General features: G+C 70.9%; 19 protein-coding genes, 1 pseudogene and 1 riboswitch. Of the genes and pseudogenes, 8 read left to right on the top strand and 12 right to left on the bottom strand.

Features of this window, described 5'->3' with window-relative positions; genetic code table 11:
* Position 1: 1 nt before the first annotated feature.
* From ACZ42X_RS06885 to ACZ42X_RS06860, 6 genes are all read right to left on the bottom strand, one after another.
* Positions 2–682 carry a trimeric intracellular cation channel family protein gene (locus ACZ42X_RS06885; RefSeq protein WP_355358540.1) on the bottom strand — a complete coding sequence of 227 codons (681 nt, stop codon included), beginning with the start codon at positions 680–682 and terminating at the stop codon, positions 2–4.
* 34 nt (positions 683–716) lie between these two features.
* Complete coding sequence (locus tag ACZ42X_RS06880; protein WP_468285034.1) at positions 717–1,838, bottom strand: ABC transporter ATP-binding protein; 1,122 nt, start codon at positions 1,836–1,838, stop codon at positions 717–719.
* Positions 1,835–2,839, bottom strand: a complete 1,005-nt coding sequence (locus ACZ42X_RS06875) for an ABC transporter ATP-binding protein (protein WP_361418694.1) — start codon at positions 2,837–2,839, stop codon at positions 1,835–1,837. Before ACZ42X_RS06875 ends, ACZ42X_RS06880 begins: the two co-directional genes overlap by 4 nt.
* A 6-nt stretch (positions 2,840–2,845) precedes the next feature.
* Positions 2,846–3,799 (bottom strand): ABC transporter permease, encoded by a 954-nt coding sequence (locus tag ACZ42X_RS06870; protein ID WP_468285031.1) that lies wholly within the window; start codon positions 3,797–3,799, stop codon positions 2,846–2,848.
* Position 3,800: 1 nt separating this feature from the next.
* The gene (locus ACZ42X_RS06865) at positions 3,801–4,805 is read right to left on the bottom strand and encodes an ABC transporter permease (RefSeq protein WP_468285028.1); all 1,005 of its coding nucleotides are present in this window, start codon (positions 4,803–4,805) and stop codon (positions 3,801–3,803) included.
* A gap of 90 nt (positions 4,806–4,895) precedes the next feature.
* Positions 4,896–6,566 (bottom strand): ABC transporter substrate-binding protein, encoded by a 1,671-nt coding sequence (locus ACZ42X_RS06860; protein ID WP_468285026.1) that lies wholly within the window; start codon positions 6,564–6,566, stop codon positions 4,896–4,898.
* Between the two features lie 390 nt (positions 6,567–6,956).
* On the opposite strand from ACZ42X_RS06860, the gene ACZ42X_RS06855 reads away from it, so the two are divergent.
* Positions 6,957–7,721, top strand: a complete 765-nt coding sequence (locus ACZ42X_RS06855) for a zinc metalloprotease (protein WP_468285023.1) — start codon at positions 6,957–6,959, stop codon at positions 7,719–7,721.
* Positions 7,722–7,790: 69 nt separating this feature from the next.
* Here ACZ42X_RS06855 and ACZ42X_RS06850 read toward each other — a convergent pair whose 3' ends face one another.
* Both ACZ42X_RS06850 and ACZ42X_RS06845 read right to left on the bottom strand, forming a co-directional pair.
* Positions 7,791–8,573, bottom strand: a complete 783-nt coding sequence (locus ACZ42X_RS06850) for an enhanced serine sensitivity protein SseB C-terminal domain-containing protein (protein ID WP_468285020.1) — start codon at positions 8,571–8,573, stop codon at positions 7,791–7,793.
* An 85-nt stretch (positions 8,574–8,658) separates the two neighbouring features.
* Positions 8,659–9,678, bottom strand: coding sequence for a GlxA family transcriptional regulator (locus tag ACZ42X_RS06845; protein ID WP_468285017.1), 1,020 nt, complete (start codon positions 9,676–9,678; stop codon positions 8,659–8,661).
* 198 nt (positions 9,679–9,876) lie between these two features.
* On the opposite strand from ACZ42X_RS06845, the pseudogene ACZ42X_RS06840 reads away from it, so the two are divergent.
* Together ACZ42X_RS06840 and ACZ42X_RS06835 are read left to right on the top strand one after the other, a co-directional pair.
* Positions 9,877–9,981 (top strand): annotated as a pseudogene (locus ACZ42X_RS06840) (DJ-1/PfpI family protein); the annotation flags it as partial.
* Positions 9,982–10,108: 127 nt separating this feature from the next.
* Positions 10,109–10,543, top strand: a complete 435-nt coding sequence (locus ACZ42X_RS06835; protein ID WP_468285014.1) for a DUF6010 family protein — start codon at positions 10,109–10,111, stop codon at positions 10,541–10,543.
* Between the two features lie 83 nt (positions 10,544–10,626).
* Here the strand turns inward: ACZ42X_RS06835 and ACZ42X_RS06830 are convergent, their stop codons facing one another.
* Complete coding sequence (locus tag ACZ42X_RS06830) at positions 10,627–11,361, bottom strand: enhanced serine sensitivity protein SseB (RefSeq protein ID WP_468285011.1); 735 nt, start codon at positions 11,359–11,361, stop codon at positions 10,627–10,629.
* Positions 11,362–11,422: 61 nt separating this feature from the next.
* Positions 11,423–12,145, bottom strand: coding sequence for an AAA family ATPase (locus ACZ42X_RS06825; protein ID WP_468285008.1), 723 nt, complete (start codon positions 12,143–12,145; stop codon positions 11,423–11,425).
* 156 nt (positions 12,146–12,301) lie between these two features.
* A riboswitch (glycine riboswitch) is annotated at positions 12,302–12,394 on the top strand.
* 143 nt (positions 12,395–12,537) lie between these two features.
* On the opposite strand from ACZ42X_RS06825, the gene gcvT reads away from it, so the two are divergent.
* From gcvT to ACZ42X_RS06805, 4 genes are all read left to right on the top strand, one after another.
* Complete coding sequence (gene gcvT / locus ACZ42X_RS06820; protein ID WP_468285006.1) at positions 12,538–13,653, top strand: glycine cleavage system aminomethyltransferase GcvT; 1,116 nt, start codon at positions 12,538–12,540, stop codon at positions 13,651–13,653.
* Positions 13,654–13,720: 67 nt separating this feature from the next.
* Positions 13,721–14,098, top strand: a complete 378-nt coding sequence (gene gcvH / locus ACZ42X_RS06815) for a glycine cleavage system protein GcvH (protein WP_468285003.1) — start codon at positions 13,721–13,723, stop codon at positions 14,096–14,098.
* 13 nt (positions 14,099–14,111) lie between these two features.
* Positions 14,112–15,371 carry a serine hydroxymethyltransferase gene (glyA, locus tag ACZ42X_RS06810; protein WP_468285001.1) on the top strand — a complete coding sequence of 420 codons (1,260 nt, stop codon included), beginning with the start codon at positions 14,112–14,114 and terminating at the stop codon, positions 15,369–15,371.
* Between the two features lie 177 nt (positions 15,372–15,548).
* Positions 15,549–16,919 carry an L-serine ammonia-lyase gene (locus ACZ42X_RS06805; protein WP_468284998.1) on the top strand — a complete coding sequence of 457 codons (1,371 nt, stop codon included), beginning with the start codon at positions 15,549–15,551 and terminating at the stop codon, positions 16,917–16,919.
* A gap of 21 nt (positions 16,920–16,940) precedes the next feature.
* Here ACZ42X_RS06805 and ACZ42X_RS06800 read toward each other — a convergent pair whose 3' ends face one another.
* Together ACZ42X_RS06800 and ACZ42X_RS06795 are read right to left on the bottom strand one after the other, a co-directional pair.
* Positions 16,941–17,927 (bottom strand): CopD family protein, encoded by a 987-nt coding sequence (locus ACZ42X_RS06800; RefSeq protein ID WP_468284995.1) that lies wholly within the window; start codon positions 17,925–17,927, stop codon positions 16,941–16,943.
* Complete coding sequence (locus tag ACZ42X_RS06795; protein WP_355358579.1) at positions 17,924–18,139, bottom strand: EF-hand domain-containing protein; 216 nt, start codon at positions 18,137–18,139, stop codon at positions 17,924–17,926. The genes ACZ42X_RS06800 and ACZ42X_RS06795 overlap by 4 nt, the downstream gene beginning before the upstream one ends.
* Before the next feature lie 94 nt (positions 18,140–18,233).
* On the opposite strand from ACZ42X_RS06795, the gene ACZ42X_RS06790 reads away from it, so the two are divergent.
* Complete coding sequence (locus tag ACZ42X_RS06790) at positions 18,234–18,872, top strand: GNAT family N-acetyltransferase family protein (protein WP_468284992.1); 639 nt, start codon at positions 18,234–18,236, stop codon at positions 18,870–18,872.
* Position 18,873 lies beyond the last annotated feature (1 nt).

The following is an 18,873-nucleotide window of genomic DNA, read 5'->3' as shown; positions in this document are numbered from 1 at the left end:
ACTAAGCGGTAGCTTTCTGCGGGAGTTCGTCCTCGGACCGGGCCGAGCGCCGGTTCCAGGCGCGCGGCGCACGCCAGTGGAACCGCAGGGCGAGCAGGCGCAGGACGAATGTGGTGAGGGCGGCGAGCCCGCTGGTGAAGGGGTTCAGCATCTCGAAGCGGATGCAGAGCGCGACCATGGTGGCGCCCACGATCGCGGGCACCGCGTACAGGTCCCGGTCCCAGCGCAGCAGCGAGGGCACCTCGTTCGCGAGCACATCGCGCAGCACGCCGCCCCCGACGCCGGTGGCGAGGCCGAGCACGGCCGAGAAGGTCAGACCCAGGCCGTGCTCGTACGCCTTCGTCGTGCCGGACACGCAGAAGAGGCCGAGGCCGGCGGCGTCGAAGACATTCACGGCCGTCTGGGTGCGCTCCACCTGCGGGTGCAGGAAGAAGACCAGGACCGTGGCGACCAGCGGCATCACGAAGTAGCCGAGGTCGGTGAAGGCGGCGGGCGGTACGGCGCCGATGACGAGGTCCCGGAACAGCCCCCCGCCCAGCGCGGTGACCTCCGCGAGGACCGCGATGCCGAACACGTCGAAGTTCTTGCGTACGGCGAGCAGCGCGCCGGAAATCGCGAAGACGAAGATCCCGACGAGCTCGAGCGCGTGTTGGACAGAGGGCGTGAAGAGTTCCTGGAGCACCGGACAGTTCTACATGGTCCGGTGCTCCGGACCGTCATACGACCTCGTCGGCCTTGTCCTCCACCTTGGCGGCCGGCTCCCCGGACGCCGGCGCCTCGGGCTCCGACGCCACCGCCGCCGTCTCCGTGACCGCCTCGATGCCCGTCGCGCGGGTCCGCTCGACCGTGCCCGCCTCGATCTCCGTCGCGAAGTGGCAGGCCACCTTGTGCCCGCCGCCCACGTCCCGCAGCTCCGGCCGGTCCGTCGCGCACCGCGTGTCCTGCTTCCACGGGCAGCGCGTGTGGAAGCGGCACCCGGTGGGCGGGTTCGCGGGCGACGGCAGGTCGCCGTGGAGCAGGATCCGCTCGCGGCGGTCCTCGACCTCCGGGTCCGGCACCGGCACCGCCGACATCAGGGCCTTGGTGTACGGGTGCTTCGGCGCGGCGTACAGCGCGTCGCTCGGCGCCTCCTCCACGAGCGACCCCAGGTACATCACGCCGATGACGTCCGAGATGTGGCGCACCACGGCCAGGTCGTGCGCGATGACCAGGTACGTCAGGCCGAGCTGCTCCTGGAGCTCCTCCAGGAGGTTGATCACCTGGGCCTGGATCGACACGTCGAGTGCGGAGACGGGCTCGTCGCAGATGATCAGGTCCGGTTCGAGGACCAGCGCGCGGGCGATGCCGATGCGCTGGCGCTGGCCGCCGGAGAACTCGTGCGGATAGCGCGACAGGGCGTTGTCCGGGAGGCCCACCCGCGCGAGGATCGCCTTGATCTTCTCGCGGCGCTCCTCCTGGTTGGCACCGATCCCGTGCGCGGCCATGCCCTCGGAGAGGATCGACTCGATGTTCTGGCGCGGGTTCAGGCTGCCCAGCGGGTCCTGGAACACCATCTGGAGGCGGCGCCGGAAGCGGCGCATCTCCTCGTCCGGCAGCTTCGCCAGGTCCGTACCGTCGAAGACGGCCTCGCCGTCCGTGACGTCGACCAGGCGCAGCACCGCGCGCCCCAGCGTCGTCTTGCCGCAGCCGGACTCGCCGACGAGCCCGTATGTCTGGCCCGCCTCGACGGACAGCGAGACGCCGTCGACCGCGTACACATGGCCGACCGTCCGGTCGAAGAGCATGCCCTTGCGGATGGGGAAGTGGACCTTGAGGTCGTTGAGTTCGAGCAGGCTCATGCCGAGACCTCCGCCGTGGGCAGGACCGGGGGCAGGACCGGGTTGACGCAGCGCACCTGGTGTCCGGCCGCTCGTGGTTCGGTCAGTTCGGGGGTGCCGGTGAGGCACTCCATCGTGTAGTGGTCGCAGCGGGGCGCAAAGGCGCAGCCGTCGGCCCAGGCGATCTTGTCGTTGATGGAGCCGCGGATGGGGTTGAGCGGCTCGCCGCGGGGCGCGTCCAGGCGCGGGATGGAGCCGAGCAGGCCGTGCGCGTACGGGTGGGTGGGGTGCGCGAACAGCTCGCGGCGGCCCGCGGACTCCACCACCTTGCCCGCGTACAGGACGTTGACCTGGTCGCACAGGCCCGCGACGACGCCCAGGTCGTGGGTGATCATCAGCAGGGCGGTGCCCTCCTGGTCCACCAGCTCCTTGAGCAGCTCCAGGATCTGAGCCTGGATGGTGACGTCCAGGGCGGTGGTCGGCTCGTCGGCGATGAGCAGGCGGGGGGCGCACGCCACCGCCATGGCGATGAGCGCGCGCTGGCGCATGCCGCCGGACAGCTGGTGCGGATACTCCTTGAGGCGCCGGGCCGGGTCCGGGATGCCGACCCGGTCGAGCAGGGACGCGGCCTCCTTGCGGGCGGGCTCGCCCTTCAGGCCCCGGTGGCGCTCCAGGATCTCGGTGACCTGGACCCCGACCGGTACGACCGGGTTCAGCGACGACAGCGGGTCCTGGAAGATCATCGCCAGCTGGCTGCCGCGCATGTCGCGCAGCTGCTTGGGGCTCATGGTCAGCAGGTCGGCGCCGTCGAACGCGGCGCGGCCGGTGACCGTGACGCCCTTGCGCGGCAGCAGGCCCATCAGCGCGAGCGAGGTCACGGACTTGCCGCAGCCCGACTCGCCGACCAGGCCGACGACCTGGCCCTGGTCGACGTCGAAGGAGACGCCGTCCACGGCCGTCGAGGGCGTACGGCCGCGCCCGCCGAAGGTGACGGTGAGTTCGTCAACAGAGAGCAGTGGCATGGCAGTTCAGCCTCGCAGCTTCGGGTCGAGTGCTTCGCGCATGGCCTCGCCGAGCAGCGTGAAGCCGAGGGCGGTGATGATGATCCCGACCGCCGGGAAGAGCGACATCATGGGCGCGTTGTCGAAGAACCGCTGCGCCTGGGAGAGCATCACGCCCCACTCGGGGACGGCCGGGTCCGGGTTGCCGAGACCGAGGTAGGAGAGGGCCGCCGCCTCGATGATCGCGGTGGCGAGGCTGAGGGTCGCCTGGACGATCACGGGGCTGAGGGAGTTCGGCAGGATCTGGGTCATGACGATGCGCCGCTTGCGCACGCCCAGCGCCCGGGCCGCGAGCACGTAGTCGGAACCGCCCTGGGTGAGCATCGAACCGCGCAGCAGCCGCGCGAAGATCGGCACCTGCACCACACCGACTGCGATCATCACGGTGGTGAGGGACTGGCCCATCACCGCGGCGATGGAGACGGCGAGCAGCAGCGACGGCAGCGACAGCATGATGTCGGTGATGCGCATGACGACGGTGTCGATCCGGCGGCCCGCCGGGCCGCCGAGCGTCGCCGCGGCGCCGGAGAGCAGGCCGATGAGCGCGCCCACGACCAGGCCGATGAGCATCGACACGACACCCACCAGCAGGGTCTGCCGGGCACCGACGAGGAACCGGGACAGCTGGTCGCGGCCGAGGTGGTCCAGGCCGAACCAGTTCTCTCCGCGCGGCCCGATGAACTTGCCCTGGTTGGGGAAGACCTCACCGCGCCAGGTCTGCGCGATGGGGCCGTACGGAGCGATCCACGGCCCGATGACGGCGACGACCACGAAGAGCGCGATGACGACGGCGCCGACGATGGCCATCTTGCTGGACTTCAGGCGGCGGAAGGCCTCGCGCCACAGGCTTCCGCCGGCGGTGGCCTCGCTGCGTATGGTGAGCTGGGCGAGGCGGTCGATCTTGTCGGTCTTTGTGCTCACGTCAGTGCACCCGCACTCTCGGGTCGATGAGGCTGTACGCCAGGTCGACCAGCAGGTTGATGAGGACGTACACGATGGCGATGAACATGATGAAACCGACGAGCACGGGGTAATCGCGCGCATCGATTGCGGTGCGGATGAAGGAGCCGATACCGCCGAAGGAGAAGACGGACTCGGTGAGCACCGCGCCCGACAGCAGCGATCCGGTCAGCAGGCCGATCGTGGTGACCACCGGCAGCAGCGCGTTGCGCAGCACGTGCCGGCCGCGTACGACGCGCTTCTCCAGGCCCTTGGACTCGGCGGTGCGGACGTAGTCCTCGCCGAGCACCTCCAGGACGCTGGCGCGGGTCATGCGGACGATGACCGCCAGGGGGATGGAGGAGAGGGCGACGGCCGGCAGCACCAGGTGCATGAGCGCGTCCCACGAGGCGTCGAACTCGCCGGTCAGAAGCCCGTCGAGGACGGCGAAGCCGGTGACCTCGGTGGCGTCCATGCCGGTCGACAGCCGGCCGTAGCTGGGGAAGAGGCCCAGGTTCACGGCGAAGACACCCTTGAGCAGCAGGGCGAGGAAGAACACCGGGATGCAGATGCCGACCAGCGAGCCGGAAACCGCCGTGACGTCCAGCCAGCTTCCTCGTCGGCGGGCCGCGAAATAGCCGAGCGGGATGCCTATGACGACAGCGATGAGCATCGCCGCCAAGCCGAGTTCGACCGTGGCCGGGAAGCGCAGGATGAACTCGTTCCACACCGGCTGCCCGGTCTGGGTGGAGGTTCCGAGGTCGAGCTCGAAGAGTCGCTTGAGGAAGCGCCCGTACTGCACCCAGACCGGCTGGTCGAGGCCCAGGATGCGGTTGATGCGCGCCACTTCGGCTTCGGTCGCCCGCTCGCCCAGGATCGCTGAGGCGGGTCCGCCGGGCAGCCGGTTCAGCCAGAGGAAGAGCAGAACCGACAGGCCGAGCAGGGTGGGTATGAGCTGGAGCAGTCTTCGTACGACGAGTCGCAGCACCCCGCATGCCCCTTTCTTAACGTGCGTGAGATGCGGGTCCGCCCGGCCACCAACGATGCTGTGGCCGGGCGGAGCCCGCGTGGGATGCGATTACTTGAAGGAGACCTCGGCGAAGTTCTCCTGCGTCAGCGGGGAGACCTTCGGCGGGTTGACGTTCTTGCCGAACGCGATGGCGGGCGGCGAGGAGGAGACGGGGAGACCCGGCAGGTACTCCATGATCACCTCGTTGGCCTTCTTGTACGCCTCGACGCGCTTGGCCATGTCCGGCTCCTTGGAAGCGGCCGTCACCGCGTCGAAGAGCTTGGCCTCCTTGAAGCCCCACTGCTTGTCGTACTCGGCGAACCAGGTGCCGATGAAGTTGTAGCCCTCGTTGAAGTCGACGGTCCAGCCGAGCATGTGCAGGGCGCAGGCACCGGCCTCGGTGGCGTCCAGGTAGTCCGGGGCCCACTTCATGGGCTTGGGGGTGACCTTGATGCCGGCCTTCTCCAGGTCGGACTTCATCAGCTCGAAGATGTCCTGCGGAGCGGGCATGTAGGGACGAGTGACCTCGGTCGGGTAGCAGAACTCGATGCTCAGACCGGACTCGCCTGCGGCGGCGAGGAGCTGCTTGGCCTTGTTGGTGTCGAACGGGTACTTCTTCACCTTGTCCGAGTAGCCGGCGATCGTGTCCGGCATGAACTGCGTGGCCGTCTTGCCGCCCTCGGGGAGCTGCGTCTTGACGATGTTGTCGCGGTCGATGGCGTGCGCGATGGCCTGGCGGACCTCGGGCTTCTGCAGCGCCGGGTTCTTCTCCTGGGAGAAGCCGACGTAGAAGATGTTGAAGACGTCACGGGTGGGGACCTTGAAGCCCGCGTTCTCCAGGGTCTTCACATCGGCCGGGGCGACGAGGTCGTAGCCGTCGATGTCACCGGCCTGGAGGGCCTGACGGCGGCCGTCCTCAGTGTCGATGGTGCGGAAGACCAGGTTCTTGACCTTGGCCTTGTCACCCCAGTAGTCGTCGAAGCGCTGGAGGGTGACTTCCTTGTTGCCCTTGTTCCACTTCACGATCTTGTACGGGCCGGTGCCGGCGACCGTGCCGGCCTCCTGGCTGTACTTCGGGTACGTGATGGCGTCGCCCTTTGCGGTGGCCTCCTGCTTCTCGTACTCCTTGAGGGCCTTCGGCGAGTGGATGGCCAGGGCCTGGAGGGAGAAGCCGCCCGGGAGGTTGGCGGAGGACTCGTGGACCTCGATGACCGCGGTGTTCTCGTCCTTCGCGGTGCAGGACTTGTAGTTGGGCTTCGGGAGTTCCTTGTCCTCGTTTTTCGCGAAGCCGCCCATGATGGTCTGCCAGTAGTACGAGACCGCGCTGGACTGGTAGGTGCCCTTCCAGTTGAACCAGTGGTCGTAGTTGGCGCAGACCGCAGCAGCGTTGAACGCCTCGCCGTCGTGGAACTTCACGCCCTTGCGGAGGTTGAAAGTCCAGACCTTGCCGGTCGGGTCGCTCGACCATTTCTCAGCCAAGCCACCGACGAGCTCGCTGCCTCCCGACTCGTGCTCCAGCAGCGCCTCGAAGGCCTGCCGGGTCACTCGGAACGTCTCTCCATCGGTCGCCAGGGCGGGATCGAGGGAAGAGGGGTCACCTGCGCCGGCGAACACGAAGGTGTCCTTGTCACCGGCCTTGTCGTCGCCCTTGCCGCGCTCACTGGCACAGCCCGTGGCGATCATCCCGACGGCCAGCGCCGCCGTGATCGCCCGGACGGACCGGGACTTGAATATTCGCATGGGTCCCCCCAGGGGTTCCGCCGTGACGGGAGAGTGGTGGTCTTGACCGGCCGAACACTACCCACGCGTACCTCGGCGGAGAACAGTCCGCATAGCGGTGATACCTACCTGAGACCCGGACACTCGCCAAACCGGTCAGTTCCGGGACAAGCACGCGGGGAGGCGTAACACCCGTGACATGTGGGGCGGTTCGGCGGGCCGCCCCACCGGCCGTGAACGCCGGCGGAATGTGGCGCGATCAGACAGGCGCCTATTTGACGAGAGCATGCCACGCTTGCGTCCTGCCCGGTGGCCGTTCACGCCCCCGCCGCACCGGGCGGTGGGGCCGGTCGTCGGCAGCAGGGGGAACGTGACGTGTTACGAAGATCGAGAGCTGCCCTCGCACTGGCCGTGACCACGCTCGTCATGGCGCTCTCCGCACCCGTCGGGCAGGCCCGGCCGAGCGCCCCCGCGGAGCGGGCCGCCGCCCAGGCGTCCCACGACGACGCCGTCTACGTCGTCCAGCCGCGAGCGGACGGGACCACCTACACGGCGGTGTACGACCCCGCGCCCGGCGTCAGCGCGGACCAGCTGCGGTCCACCCTGCGGCGGCAGGGCGTCCGCGGCGTACAGGACGCCGACAGCAAGGCCGGCAAGGCGGGCATCGGCACGTTCGGCTGCGCGCCCTACGTCGGCACCGCGTCCGCGTGGTGCGGGGCCAAATGGGCCTACGGGCCGTTCAACGACCCGCAGGTGTACTTCCTCGACCACACCGGCGACTCCTGGCCGGTGACGGACGCCCGGGTCGACTGGTACCAGGCGCCCGGCATCGACGCGTACTACCGCTGGCACACGGCAGGGTGCCCCGGGGGCGGCCGTCACTGCGTCCACGTGTACAGCGGCAGTTACGGCAGCGACTGGTACGGCCTGACCGAGGCGACGACGTCCGGCGGCTACTTCGTCGACGGGTCGGTCACCGTCAAGCTCAACGACCAGGTCACCCCCAACACCTACGCGGCCCGGCGCAGCGTCGCCTGCCACGAGATGGGGCACGCGCTCGGCCTTGACCACAACGGGTCGACCAACAGCTGCCTGTCCGTACCCGAGTTCCCGCAGCACCCGTCCTCGGACGACTTCGGCGTGCTGAACCTGCTCTACCCCAAGCCCGGCACCTGACAGCCGGACGTGTCGCACCGCGCCGGGCCTCCCCCCGCCCGGCGCGGTGCCCCTCGCGTGCGGTGGCCGTCAGGCGCCGCGCGGGGGGTAGCCGTAGCCGCCGCCCGGGAGCATCGGCGCCGTCGCGTGGGCCTCGCGGTCGTAGAAGGGGCGCGCGTTGGCGCGCAGCCACAGGGTGACGGGGTCGTACTCGTCGGACATGGCGACCGTCGAGACGGGCAGCCCGTCCGGCACCGCCACGATCGACTCGCGCATCATCGCGCGGACCGCGTCGACCGAGGCCTGGCTCGTGTCGTACAGGTCGAGGCCGATGGCGAGGTACGGGGAGCCGAGCGCGGGCTGGACCCAGGCGCGGCGCAGGGAGCGGACGGCCGGGGTGCGGTGGGCGTTCTGCGTGAGCAGGGCGTAGAACTGCGGGATCTGGATGCCGGGTTCGGACAGCTTGAGCGGCCCCGCGGGCATCCGGTCGAGGCCCGTGGCGATGCGGCGGAGGTCGGGCCAGGGGATGCCGACGCCGCCACCGGGGGCGTGCGGGTTGAGCCAGACGCCCCAGCGGTCGGGGTAGAGCGCGCGGGCGATGTCGCGGCCGGTGATGACCTCGTGGGCGCGGTTCCAGCCGGAGACGGCGAGCTCCTGGGCGGAGGTGACGCAGGGCGCGTAGCCCAGCCCGTCGACCTCCATGTTGCCGTACTGGGCGTCGGGCGAGCCGGCCTGGCCGTGCCAGAGCAGCATCATGAGCGGGGCCTCGGCGAGGGCCGCGAGCAACGCCTCGTACGCGTCGTAGCGTCCGGGCGTGACGTTGCTCAGCAGCTGCTCGATCGGCCCCGCCGCCGTGGTGCTCTGCACGCTCACCCTGGGTCCCCCTCTTCGGTCCACCGCACCAGCTTAGGGGGTGTCTCGCGGATCGGGCCGAGCCCGGCGGGGACCAACGACGCCCTTAGGGGGTGTCCGCAAAGTAGCGTCGTCCGCCCGGAGGGCGGGCCTGGCGGCGTCTGGGGGCACGCTCCCCGGTGCTTGTCCGGCTGAACGTGCGTCGGTAGGTCTGCGGGCTGACGCCGGTGGTGCGTTTGAAGCGGTCACGGAAAGTGGTCGGAGAGCCGAAGCCGACCTGGCGGCCGATGTGCTCCACGGAGTGCTCCGTGGTTTCCAGCAGGTGCTGTGCCTGGCGGATGCGGGCTCGGTGGAGCCACTGGAGCGGGGTGGTGCCGGTCTGGTCGCGGAAGCGCCGGATCAGGGTTCGGGTGCTGGTCCCGGCCCGCTCGGCGATGTCGGCAAGGGGCAGGTCGCGGGCCAGGTTCTCCTGTAGCCAGGTGAGCAGCACCTCGAGTTCGGAGCCCTGCGGTGTGGGTGCGTGATCGTGGACGATGAACTGCGCCTGTCCGCCCTCCCGTTCGAGAGGCATCACTGACAGGCGTGCGGCGTCGGCGGCGACGGCCGAGCCGTAGTCGCGGCGGATCATGTGCAGACACAGGTCCATACCCGCCGCGGCACCGGCCGAGGTGAGCAACTGGCCGTTGTCGACGTAGAGGACGTCCGGGTCGACGTCGATGTCCGGGTGAGTGGCGGCCAGAAGACCGGCCGCGCGCCAGTGGGTCGTGACGCGCAGCCCGTCGAGGAGCCCGGTGGCGGCCAAGGGGAAGGCGCCCACGCAGATGGACGCGATCCGGGTGCCGACGGCAGCGGCCGACCGCAGCGCGTCGTGCAAGGCGGGAGAGAGCGGGGCGGCGGGATCGGTGACGCCCGGCACGATGATCGTGTCCGCGCCCTGGAGGCCCTCCAGACCCCAGGGCGCACGCAGGACGAAGGCTCCGGCGTCGACCTCGTCGCGCTCGGCGCACACCCGGACCTGGTAGCCGGGCCGCCCGTCGGGCAGGCGGGTCCGGGAGAAGACCTCGATCGGGGTGGACAGGTCGAACGGGATCACCTGATCCAACGCGAGAACGGCGACCGTGTGCATGGCCGGTACCCACCTCCCCATCAGCCTGACGGACCTGGGCCGCCCTTCCGGAAGCTCCATGTCATCGCAGTTCACGCCCTTCGAGAAGGTGTTGGCACTATTCCGTCGAAACGTGTCACCAGTGCCACTGGGCGAGGATCCGGGAAGCCGGTTGACTTCGGAGCATCGCGATGGAAATCGACGCCGAAGGAACACCCCATGCACATCCAGGTCGTCCTGTTCGATGGCTTCGAACCGCTCGACGTCATCGCCCCCTACGAGGTGCCGTACGCCGGCGGCTCGGCGACGGACGGCGCGGTGACGACGTGACAGTGCACGGCGGAAACCCTCCAGGGCACCTCCAAGGCCGGCCGCCTTCCGTCTTCGAAGGTCACCGGCGAACGCCAGACCACCCCGGAGCAGCCGACGTGAAGGAAGAAGTCATCCCCTCATGAACCTCGTGACACCGGTGATCGTCGGCATCATCTACTGCCTGCTGATGTCCCTGATCAGAGAACCGCACCGACGCCGCTTCAGCGCGATCATGGTGGGCGGAGCCGGCGCTGCCTATCTGAGCGGGGGCGGATTCGGCCCGTGGGAGATCCCCTTCGTCGCACTCATGGCCTATGTCGCCTACCGCGGCCTGGACTCCTGGGCCTTCATCGGCGTCGGCTGGCTGCTCCACACGGCCTGGGACGTGGCCCACCACCTCAAGGGCAATCCGATCCTGCCGTTCTACCACGACGCATCCCTGGCATGTGCCGTCTGTGATCCGGTCATCGCCCTGTGGTGCCTCCGCGGAGGACCTTCCCTGATCGAGGTCCGGAGGCTGCTCGAAGGCGGCATGAAGAGGGTGTGGAACAAGTCCGAGCCGACCGGGAACTGAATCTGCTGCCCGTGGCGGACCACCGGCTCACACCGCGCGCAGCGAGCTCTCGCCTCACGCCCCCAGTCCCGATGAAGAACAAGCTAAGGCCGCTGGTAGAACGGCCGTACTTTGTCCAGCATCCAGTCGCCCACCGGGTCCTGCGCGATGTCGAGCAGGACCAGGTTGACCGGCCAGGGCACCGCCACGCGGCCGAGCGCCCGGCCGAGGGCGTCCATCGGTACGGTGCGGTCCGCGCCCTCCCAGGAGGAGAGCTGGACGCCGACGAAGAGCGTGGGGGCGCCGCCTTCGATGGAGGCGAGGGCCCGGCGGGCGGTGAGCACGGTGCCGGTGGCCTCGAACTCGGCGGCCGCCGCGGCGAGGAAGTCGACCGGGTCCTCCTGCCAGTCGGGCTCGAACAGCCGCACCCGGGCGCCGCTCGCGGGCCCGTCCAGCGGCGTACGGCCCACCCGGCACAGCTCGGCGACGGCCGGCGGCGGCAGGGGTGCGCCCACGGCTCCGCCGGGGTTGACGGCGATGCCGAGCTGCGGGGGCAGACCGCGCGCGAACTCGACGGCGGGGGCGACGGTGTACGACATGTGGGGCCCGACGCACCGCAGGAACTGCTGCTCGGAGCTGAAGACGGGGACGTACGCCTGGCCGTCCAGCTCCAGCGTGGGCAGGTCGAGGTCCGGGCTGTCGGGGCCGCCGCCCTTGGGGAGCGGGATCCACAGGGGGCTGCGGCCCAGGACCTCGACGAGCCGGGGTCCGGCGGCGGGGTTGCCGAGCGAGGCGGCGAGCACCTCTTCGAGCTCATTGGCCGGCCATGCGGTGTCCACTGGTGCCCCCTCGTCCTTCCCACCCGTGCGGCGCTTGTTCAGGGCACCCTAACCGCCCGGCTCAGCCGAACGTGATACGGGTCAGCGCCGTCGCCGCCGGCCGGTCGAGCAGGACGGCGGACGCGCAGCCGCCGGGCAGCACGCCCTTCTCGGCGTCCCGCACCAGCCGCCCCACCGCCCTGCGGTGCCGCGCGAAGGCGTATCCGGAGACGCCCCGGCCCCGCTCCCGCTGGCCCTCGCGGGCCGCCCGGGGTGTGACGTCCAGCAGGATCAGGTGCAGGGCGCGCCCGCGCCGCCGGGCCTCGCGGGCCAGCCAGCGCCGGACCCACGCCTGGGTGCCGCAGTCGTGGACGACGACGCTCTCGCCGGAGCGCAGGGCGCGCCACAGGCCGGCGTAGTGGGCGATCCGGACGAGGGGGCGGTAGACCGCGTACGGCAGGAGGCGCGGCATGCGGAGCTCCCACCGCTCGCGGGCGTCCTGGGAATCTATGCCGCGCCCCTCGGCCGCGCGGGCGATCAGGGTGGACTTGCCGCTGCCGGGCAGGCCGGAGACGACCACCAGGTCCCCGGCGGCGAAGCCCAGCTCGCGCGGGCAGCGCCCGGCGCGGTCCCGCAGGTCGCGCAGCACGGGCGCGGGCGGGCGGGCGGGCGCGGGCACGGCGACCGCGCCCACACCGGTCACGGCGCCCGTCACGGCGCCGCTCACCGCGCCGGGCACGGCGCCGGTCATCGCGCCGCTCACCGCACCGGTGGCCGCGCAGGCACCTGTCCGCTGGAACGTCATCGCGTACTCCCCCTGCTCGGGCTCGGCCTTCCCCGACCCTTGCCCAAGAAGTGTAAAGAAAGGGTAATAAGGCACAAGCGATTTGCCGATGAGACCCCGCGTGCAATGATGTGCGCGCCACCGCACGCAGGTGCGTACAACCGCATACCGGCCGCTTGAATCCGCGCGGGAGAGTCCCGGGTCCCGCCCGGGCGCCGAAGGAGCAAGTTCCTCCCTTGAATCTCTCAGGCCCCGTACCGCGTGGATGAGGCAGATCTGAAAAGCGGGCCGCCGCGGCGGCTCCACCCAAGGTGCAAGCCGAAGACCGTCCCCGTACGGTCACGGTGAACCTCTCAGGTTCCGATGACAGATGGGGAGGACCGTCTTCGAGCCATGCCCTGGGAGCCCTATCCATGAGCACTGCCCCCCGCCTCACTGCCCTCGATGCCACGCATCGGGCGCTCGGCGCGACCATGACCGACTTCGCGGGCTGGGACATGCCGCTGCGGTACGGCAGCGAGCGCGACGAGCACAACGCCGTCCGTACGAAGGCCGGCCTCTTCGACCTGTCCCACATGGGCGAGATCACGGTCACGGGCCCGCAGGCCGCCGCCCTCCTCGACTTCGCGCTGGTCGGCAACATCGGCGGCGTCGGCGTCGGCCGCGCCCGCTACACCATGATCTGCCAGGAGGACGGCGGGATCCTCGACGACCTGATCGTGTACCGGCTCCAGGAGCAGGAGTACATGGTCGTCGCCAACGCCTCCAACGCCCAGGTGGTCCTGGACGCCCTCACCGAGCGCGCGGCGGGCTTCGACGCCGTCGTACGTGACGACCGGGACGCGTACGCCCTGATCGCGGTCCAGGGCCCGGAGTCCCCCGGCATCCTGAAGTCGCTCACCGACGCGGACCTGGACGGGCTGAAGTACTACGCGGGGCTGCCCGGCACCGTCGCGGGCGTGCCCGCGCTGATCGCCCGCACCGGCTACACGGGCGAGGACGGCTTCGAGCTGTTCGTGGAGCCTCAGCACGCGGAGAAGCTGTGGCAGGCGCTGACGGAGGCCGGCGCCCCGGCCGGCCTGATCCCCTGCGGCCTGTCCTGCCGCGACACGCTGCGCCTGGAGGCGGGCATGCCGCTGTACGGGCACGAGCTGACGACCGCCCTCACCCCCTTCGACGCGGGCCTCGGCCGGGTGGTCAAGTTCGAGAAGGAGGGTGACTTCGTGGGCCGGGAGGCGCTGGAGGCGGCCGCCGAGCGGGCGCAGATCGCCCCGCCGCGCAAGCTCGTCGGCCTGGTCGCCGAGGGCCGCCGCATCCCGCGCGCCGGGATGCAGGTGGTCGCCGAGGGCGAGGTCATCGGCGAGGTCACCTCCGGCGCCCCGTCTCCGACGCTGGGCAAGCCGATCGCCATGGCGTACGTGGACGCCGCGTACGCCGCGCCGGGGACGGCGGGCGTCGGTGTCGACATCCGCGGTACCCATGAGCCGTACGAGGTCGTGGCGCTCCCCTTCTACAAGCGCCAGAAGTGACCTCCGGCGCCTTCCGGACCAGTCCCCCGTTCACCAGCACTCCCCCGCGTACAGGAGAATCCCAGTCATGAGCAACCCCCAGCAGCTGCGCTACAGCAAGGAGCACGAGTGGCTGTCGGCCGCCGAGGACGGCGTGTCGACGGTCGGCATCACGGAGCACGCGGCGAACGCGCTCGGTGACGTGGTGTTCGTCCAGCTCCCGCCGGTCGGCGAGACCGTGACCGCGAACGAGACCTGCGGTGAGCTGGAGTCGACCAAGTCCGTCAGCGACCTGTACTCGCCGGTGACCGGTGAGGTGACGGAGATCAACGAGGACGTCGTGGCCGACCCTTCGCTGGTGAACACCGCACCGTTCGAGGGCGGCTGGCTCTTCAAGGTACGCGTCGCGGAGGAGCCGGAGGGCCTGCTCTCCGCCGACGAGTACACCGCGTTCTCCGGCGAGTAAGGAACCCCTCCCGATGTCGCTTCTCAACACCCCTCTCCACGAGCTGGACCCGGACGTCGCCGCCGCCGTCGACGCCGAGCTCCACCGTCAGCAGTCCACCCTGGAAATGATCGCCTCGGAGAACTTCGCTCCGGTCGCGGTCATGGAGGCCCAGGGCTCGGTCCTCACCAACAAGTACGCCGAGGGCTACCCCGGCCGCCGCTACTACGGCGGCTGCGAGCACGTCGACGTGGTCGAGCAGATCGCCATCGACCGCATCAAGGCGCTCTTCGGCGCCGAGCACGCCAACGTGCAGCCGCACTCCGGCGCCCAGGCGAACGCCGCCGCGATGTTCGCGCTGCTCAAGCCGGGCGACACGATCATGGGTCTGAACCTCGCGCACGGCGGGCACCTGACCCACGGCATGAAGATCAACTTCTCCGGCAAGCTCTACAACGTGGTCGCGTACCACGTCGACGACGCGACAGGCCAGGTCGACATGGCCGAGGTCGAGCGCCTCGCCAAGGAGCACAAGCCGCAGCTGATCGTGGCCGGCTGGTCGGCCTACCCGCGCCAGCTGGACTTCGCCGCCTTCCGCCGCGTCGCCGACCAGGTCGGCGCGTACCTCATGGTCGACATGGCGCACTTCGCGGGCCTGGTCGCGGCCGGTCTGCACCCCTCGCCGGTGCCGCACGCCCACGTGGTCACGACGACGACGCACAAGACGCTGGGCGGCCCGCGCGGTGGCGTGATCCTCTCGACGGCCGAGCTCGCCAAGAAGATCAACTCCGCGGTCTTCCCCGGCCAGCAGGGCGGTCCGCTGGAGCACGTGATCGCCGCCAAGGCCGTGGCGTTCAAGGTCGCCGCGAGCGAGGAGTTCAAGGAGCGCCAGCAGCGCACCCTGGACGGCGCCCGCATCCTGGCCGAGCGCCTGGTCCAGCCGGACGTCACCGAGCACGGCGTCTCCGTCCTGACCGGCGGTACGGACGTGCACCTGGTCCTGGTCGACCTGCGCAACAGCGAGCTGGACGGCCAGCAGGCCGAGGACCGGCTCCATGAGGTCGGGATCACGGTCAACCGCAACGCCATCCCGAACGACCCGCGGCCCCCGATGGTCACCTCGGGCCTGCGGATCGGCACCCCGGCCCTGGCCACCCGCGGCTTCCAGGCCGAGGACTTCCGCGAGGTCGCCGACATCATCGCCGAGACGCTGAAGCCGGACTACGACGCGGCCGCGCTCAAGGCCCGGGTCACCGCGCTCGCCGAGAAGCACCCGCTTTACCCCGGTCTGTAAACTCTTCAAGCGTTACGTAACGTACGCAACAGACTGAACTGCGGGGCACCGCGCACACTGAACAGTGAGTGCGGTGCCCCGTCTCTTGCCCCCCGCTCACCGCACCACCCGCCCCACCCCGCGTTGTCCCTGCATCACCCCGGCAGACAGCGACGTCTTCCCCACAAGGAGTCCCCCGTGGCCATCTCGGTCTTCGACCTGTTCTCGATCGGCATCGGCCCGTCCAGCTCCCACACGGTCGGCCCCATGCGCGCCGCCCGGATGTTCGCGCGCCGGCTGAAGAACGAGGGCCTGCTCGCCCACACGGTCTCGATACGCGCCGAGCTGTACGGCTCCCTGGGCGCCACCGGCCACGGCCACGGCACCCCCAAGGCGGTCCTGCTGGGCCTGGAGGGCAACTCGCCGCGCACGGTGAACGTCGAGACCGCCGACGAGCAGGTGGAGCGGATCAAGAACGGCGGGCGCATCAGCCTGCTGGGCGTCCACGAGATCGCCTTCGACTTCGACGCCGACCTGATCCTGCACCGCCGCAAGGCGCTGCCGTACCACGCCAACGGCATGACCCTGTGGGCGTACGACGCCGAGGGCGCGACGCTGCTGGAGAAGACGTACTACTCGGTGGGCGGCGGCTTCGTCGTCGACGAGGACGCGGTGGAGGGCGAGAACCCGATCGTCCCCGACGACACCGTGCTGAAGTACCCCTTCCGCACCGGTGACGAGCTGCTGCGCCTCACCAAGGAGACCGGCCTGTCGATCTCCGCGCTGATGCTGGAGAACGAGAAGGCCTGGCGCACCGAGGACGAGATCCGCGCGGGCCTGCTGGAGATCTGGCGCGTCATGCAGGCGTGCGTGGACCGCGGCATGTCCCGCGAGGGCATCCTGCCGGGCGGCCTGAAGGTGCGCCGCCGCGCCGCGAACACCGCGCGCAAGCTGCGCTCCGAGGGCGACGCGCAGGCCCTCTCCATGGAGTGGATCACGCTGTACGCGATGGCCGTGAACGAGGAGAACGCCGCGGGCGGCCGCGTCGTCACCGCGCCGACGAACGGCGCCGCCGGCATCATCCCGGCGGTCCTGCACTACTACATGAACTTCGTGCCGGGCGCCGACGAGGAGGGCGTGGTCCGCTTCCTGCTGGCGGCGGGCGCGATCGGCATGCTCTTCAAGGAGAACGCCTCCATCTCCGGCGCCGAGGTCGGCTGCCAGGGCGAGGTCGGCTCGGCCTGCTCGATGGCGGCCGGGGCGCTCGCCGAGGTGCTGGGCGGCAGCCCGGAGCAGGTGGAGAACGCCGCCGAGATCGGCATGGAGCACAACCTGGGCCTGACCTGCGACCCGGTGGGCGGCCTGGTCCAGATCCCGTGCATCGAGCGCAACGGCATGGCGGCGGTCAAGGCGGTCACGGCGGCGCGGATGGCGATGCGCGGCGACGGCAGCCACAAGGTCTCCCTGGACAAGGTCATCAAGACCATGAAGGAGACGGGCGCCGACATGTCGGTCAAGTACAAGGAGACCGCGCGCGGCGGTCTCGCGGTGAACATCATCGAGTGCTGAGCCGCACGCGGAGCACGTGGCTCACTGCAGGGTGAGCCGGGTGCTGATCCAGTGCGGGTCGGGCACCACCGTCAGCAGCGCGGACACCACCACGACCGCCGCGAGCACCGCCAGCTCGGCGCGGGCGGGGCCCGTCGCGTCCCCGCCGTGCCGGGCCCGGCGGCGGAGCATGCGGCGGCGGGCGGTCAGCGCCAGGGCGCTCGCCACCGCGACCAGGGCGAGCTTGGCGATCAGCACCCTGCCGTACGCGCTGGAGAGCACGACGTCGGCGGGCAGGCGCCGCAGCGTGGAGCAGGTGCCGGTGGCGGCGAGCGCCGCGTAGAGCCAGCCGGCGAGCCGCGCGTACCGCGTCAGGGCCTCGCGGGCGCCCCGTACGCCACCGCCGCGCAGGTGCGCCACGCGCAGCACGTACAGCAGACCGCCGACCCACAGGGACCCGGCGGTGAGGTGGACGACGGTGAGCGCCGTGCCGAGCTCGGGTGTGTACGGCTCCGGGTGCGCGCGCAGCGCTTCGGCGCCGACGACCAAGGCGAGCGGCGCGAGCGCCCAGAGGGGCCGGGCGCGGGCACGGCCGGGGGCGGCACAGGCGGCCGCCAGGGCGAAGCCGTTCGCCATGAGGAGCAGCAGCCCGCCCTCGCGGGTGCCGTACGCGGCGGTGAGGTCGAGGTCGCTCACCGCGGCCAGCAGCACGATCTGCCCGGCCGAGGCGGCGGCCCCGCCGAGCGCCGCCCACACCGCCCACGGCCGGGGCCGGGGCCCCTCTCCGACGAGCCGGGCACCGGCGAGCTCTCCGAGGTGCACGGCGAGGGCGGCGAAGACGACGGCGCGCAGCAGGGTGGTGGCCCCGGGGGCCGGGATGCGCAGCTCCCCGGTGCCGTGCGCGGCGACGCGGGCGCCGTACAGGGCGACCGCGAGCGCGACGAGCGTGCCCGCGCCGGCGAGGAGCGCCGTACGCGTGCGGCGCCGCCCGGATCGCCGGACGGCGCCGTCGGGAGAGCGGACGGTCACGCCTTGTTGAGGTGCGCCCAGAACTCGTCGAAGGTGAGCAGGCCGTCGCCGTCGCCGTCCTGGTTGTTGATGACGGCCTGGGCGACGGTCTCGGTGACGTTGAAGTCGCCGAGCTGCGCCATGACGCTCTTGTACTCGGCGGCCGAGATCAGCCCGTCCCCGTTCACGTCGAACCGCTCGAATGCCTTGCGCGCCGACTCGATGTCCGCCACAGGTCCACCCCTTCTTGGTGCATAACTGACGCCGGTCAGATTATCGGGGCGGCTCGTGGGCCCGGTCCGGGGGCCGTACGGCACCATGGAACGCATGAACGACGCAGTGGCGGAGATCCTGGCGGCGGCGGCACGCGGGCACTTCCCGCCGGCCGACGGCTCGGTGACGGTGGTCCCGCAGCCGAACGTCCGGGACGCCGGGGTGCTGGCCTTCACCGCGCACTCGGTGATCTTCACGGACGAGGATCCGGACTGGATACGCGCCACCCTCGCGGCCACCGCGAGCGACCCGCTGGCCGCGACCATGAACCCGGTGTTCCTGGCGGCGGTCCTGGCCCGTACCGGCCGCCACATGAACACCGTCGACCTGCTGACGGTCGCCCCCGCCCTGCCCGGCGCCCCGGAGCTCGCCCTGCGGGAGATCGTCGACCCCGACCACCCTCGCGTCGCACGCGCGTGGAAGTTCCGCGACGACGTCCGTGTCTGGGCGGCCGACGGCGGCGTGGTGATCCTCGGGCGGGGCGTCGCCGGGCGCTGGGAGGCGGCGGTCGAGGTCGACGAGGAGGCGCGCGGCGGCGGCCTGGGCACGGCCCTCGCCGTCGCGGCCCGCCATCTGGTGCCGGACGCGGCGGTGTGGGCCCAGCAGTCGCCGGGCAACGCCCGCAGCGTGCGCGCCTTCCAGGCGGCGGGCTACCGCCCGGTCGGCTCGGAGGCGCTGTTCATCGCCGCCTGAG

This window comes from Streptomyces sp. NPDC030862, from assembly GCF_055571835.1.
The sequence above is the reverse complement of the archived record's forward strand: the minus strand, read 5'-3'. Positions and strand labels throughout refer to the sequence as shown.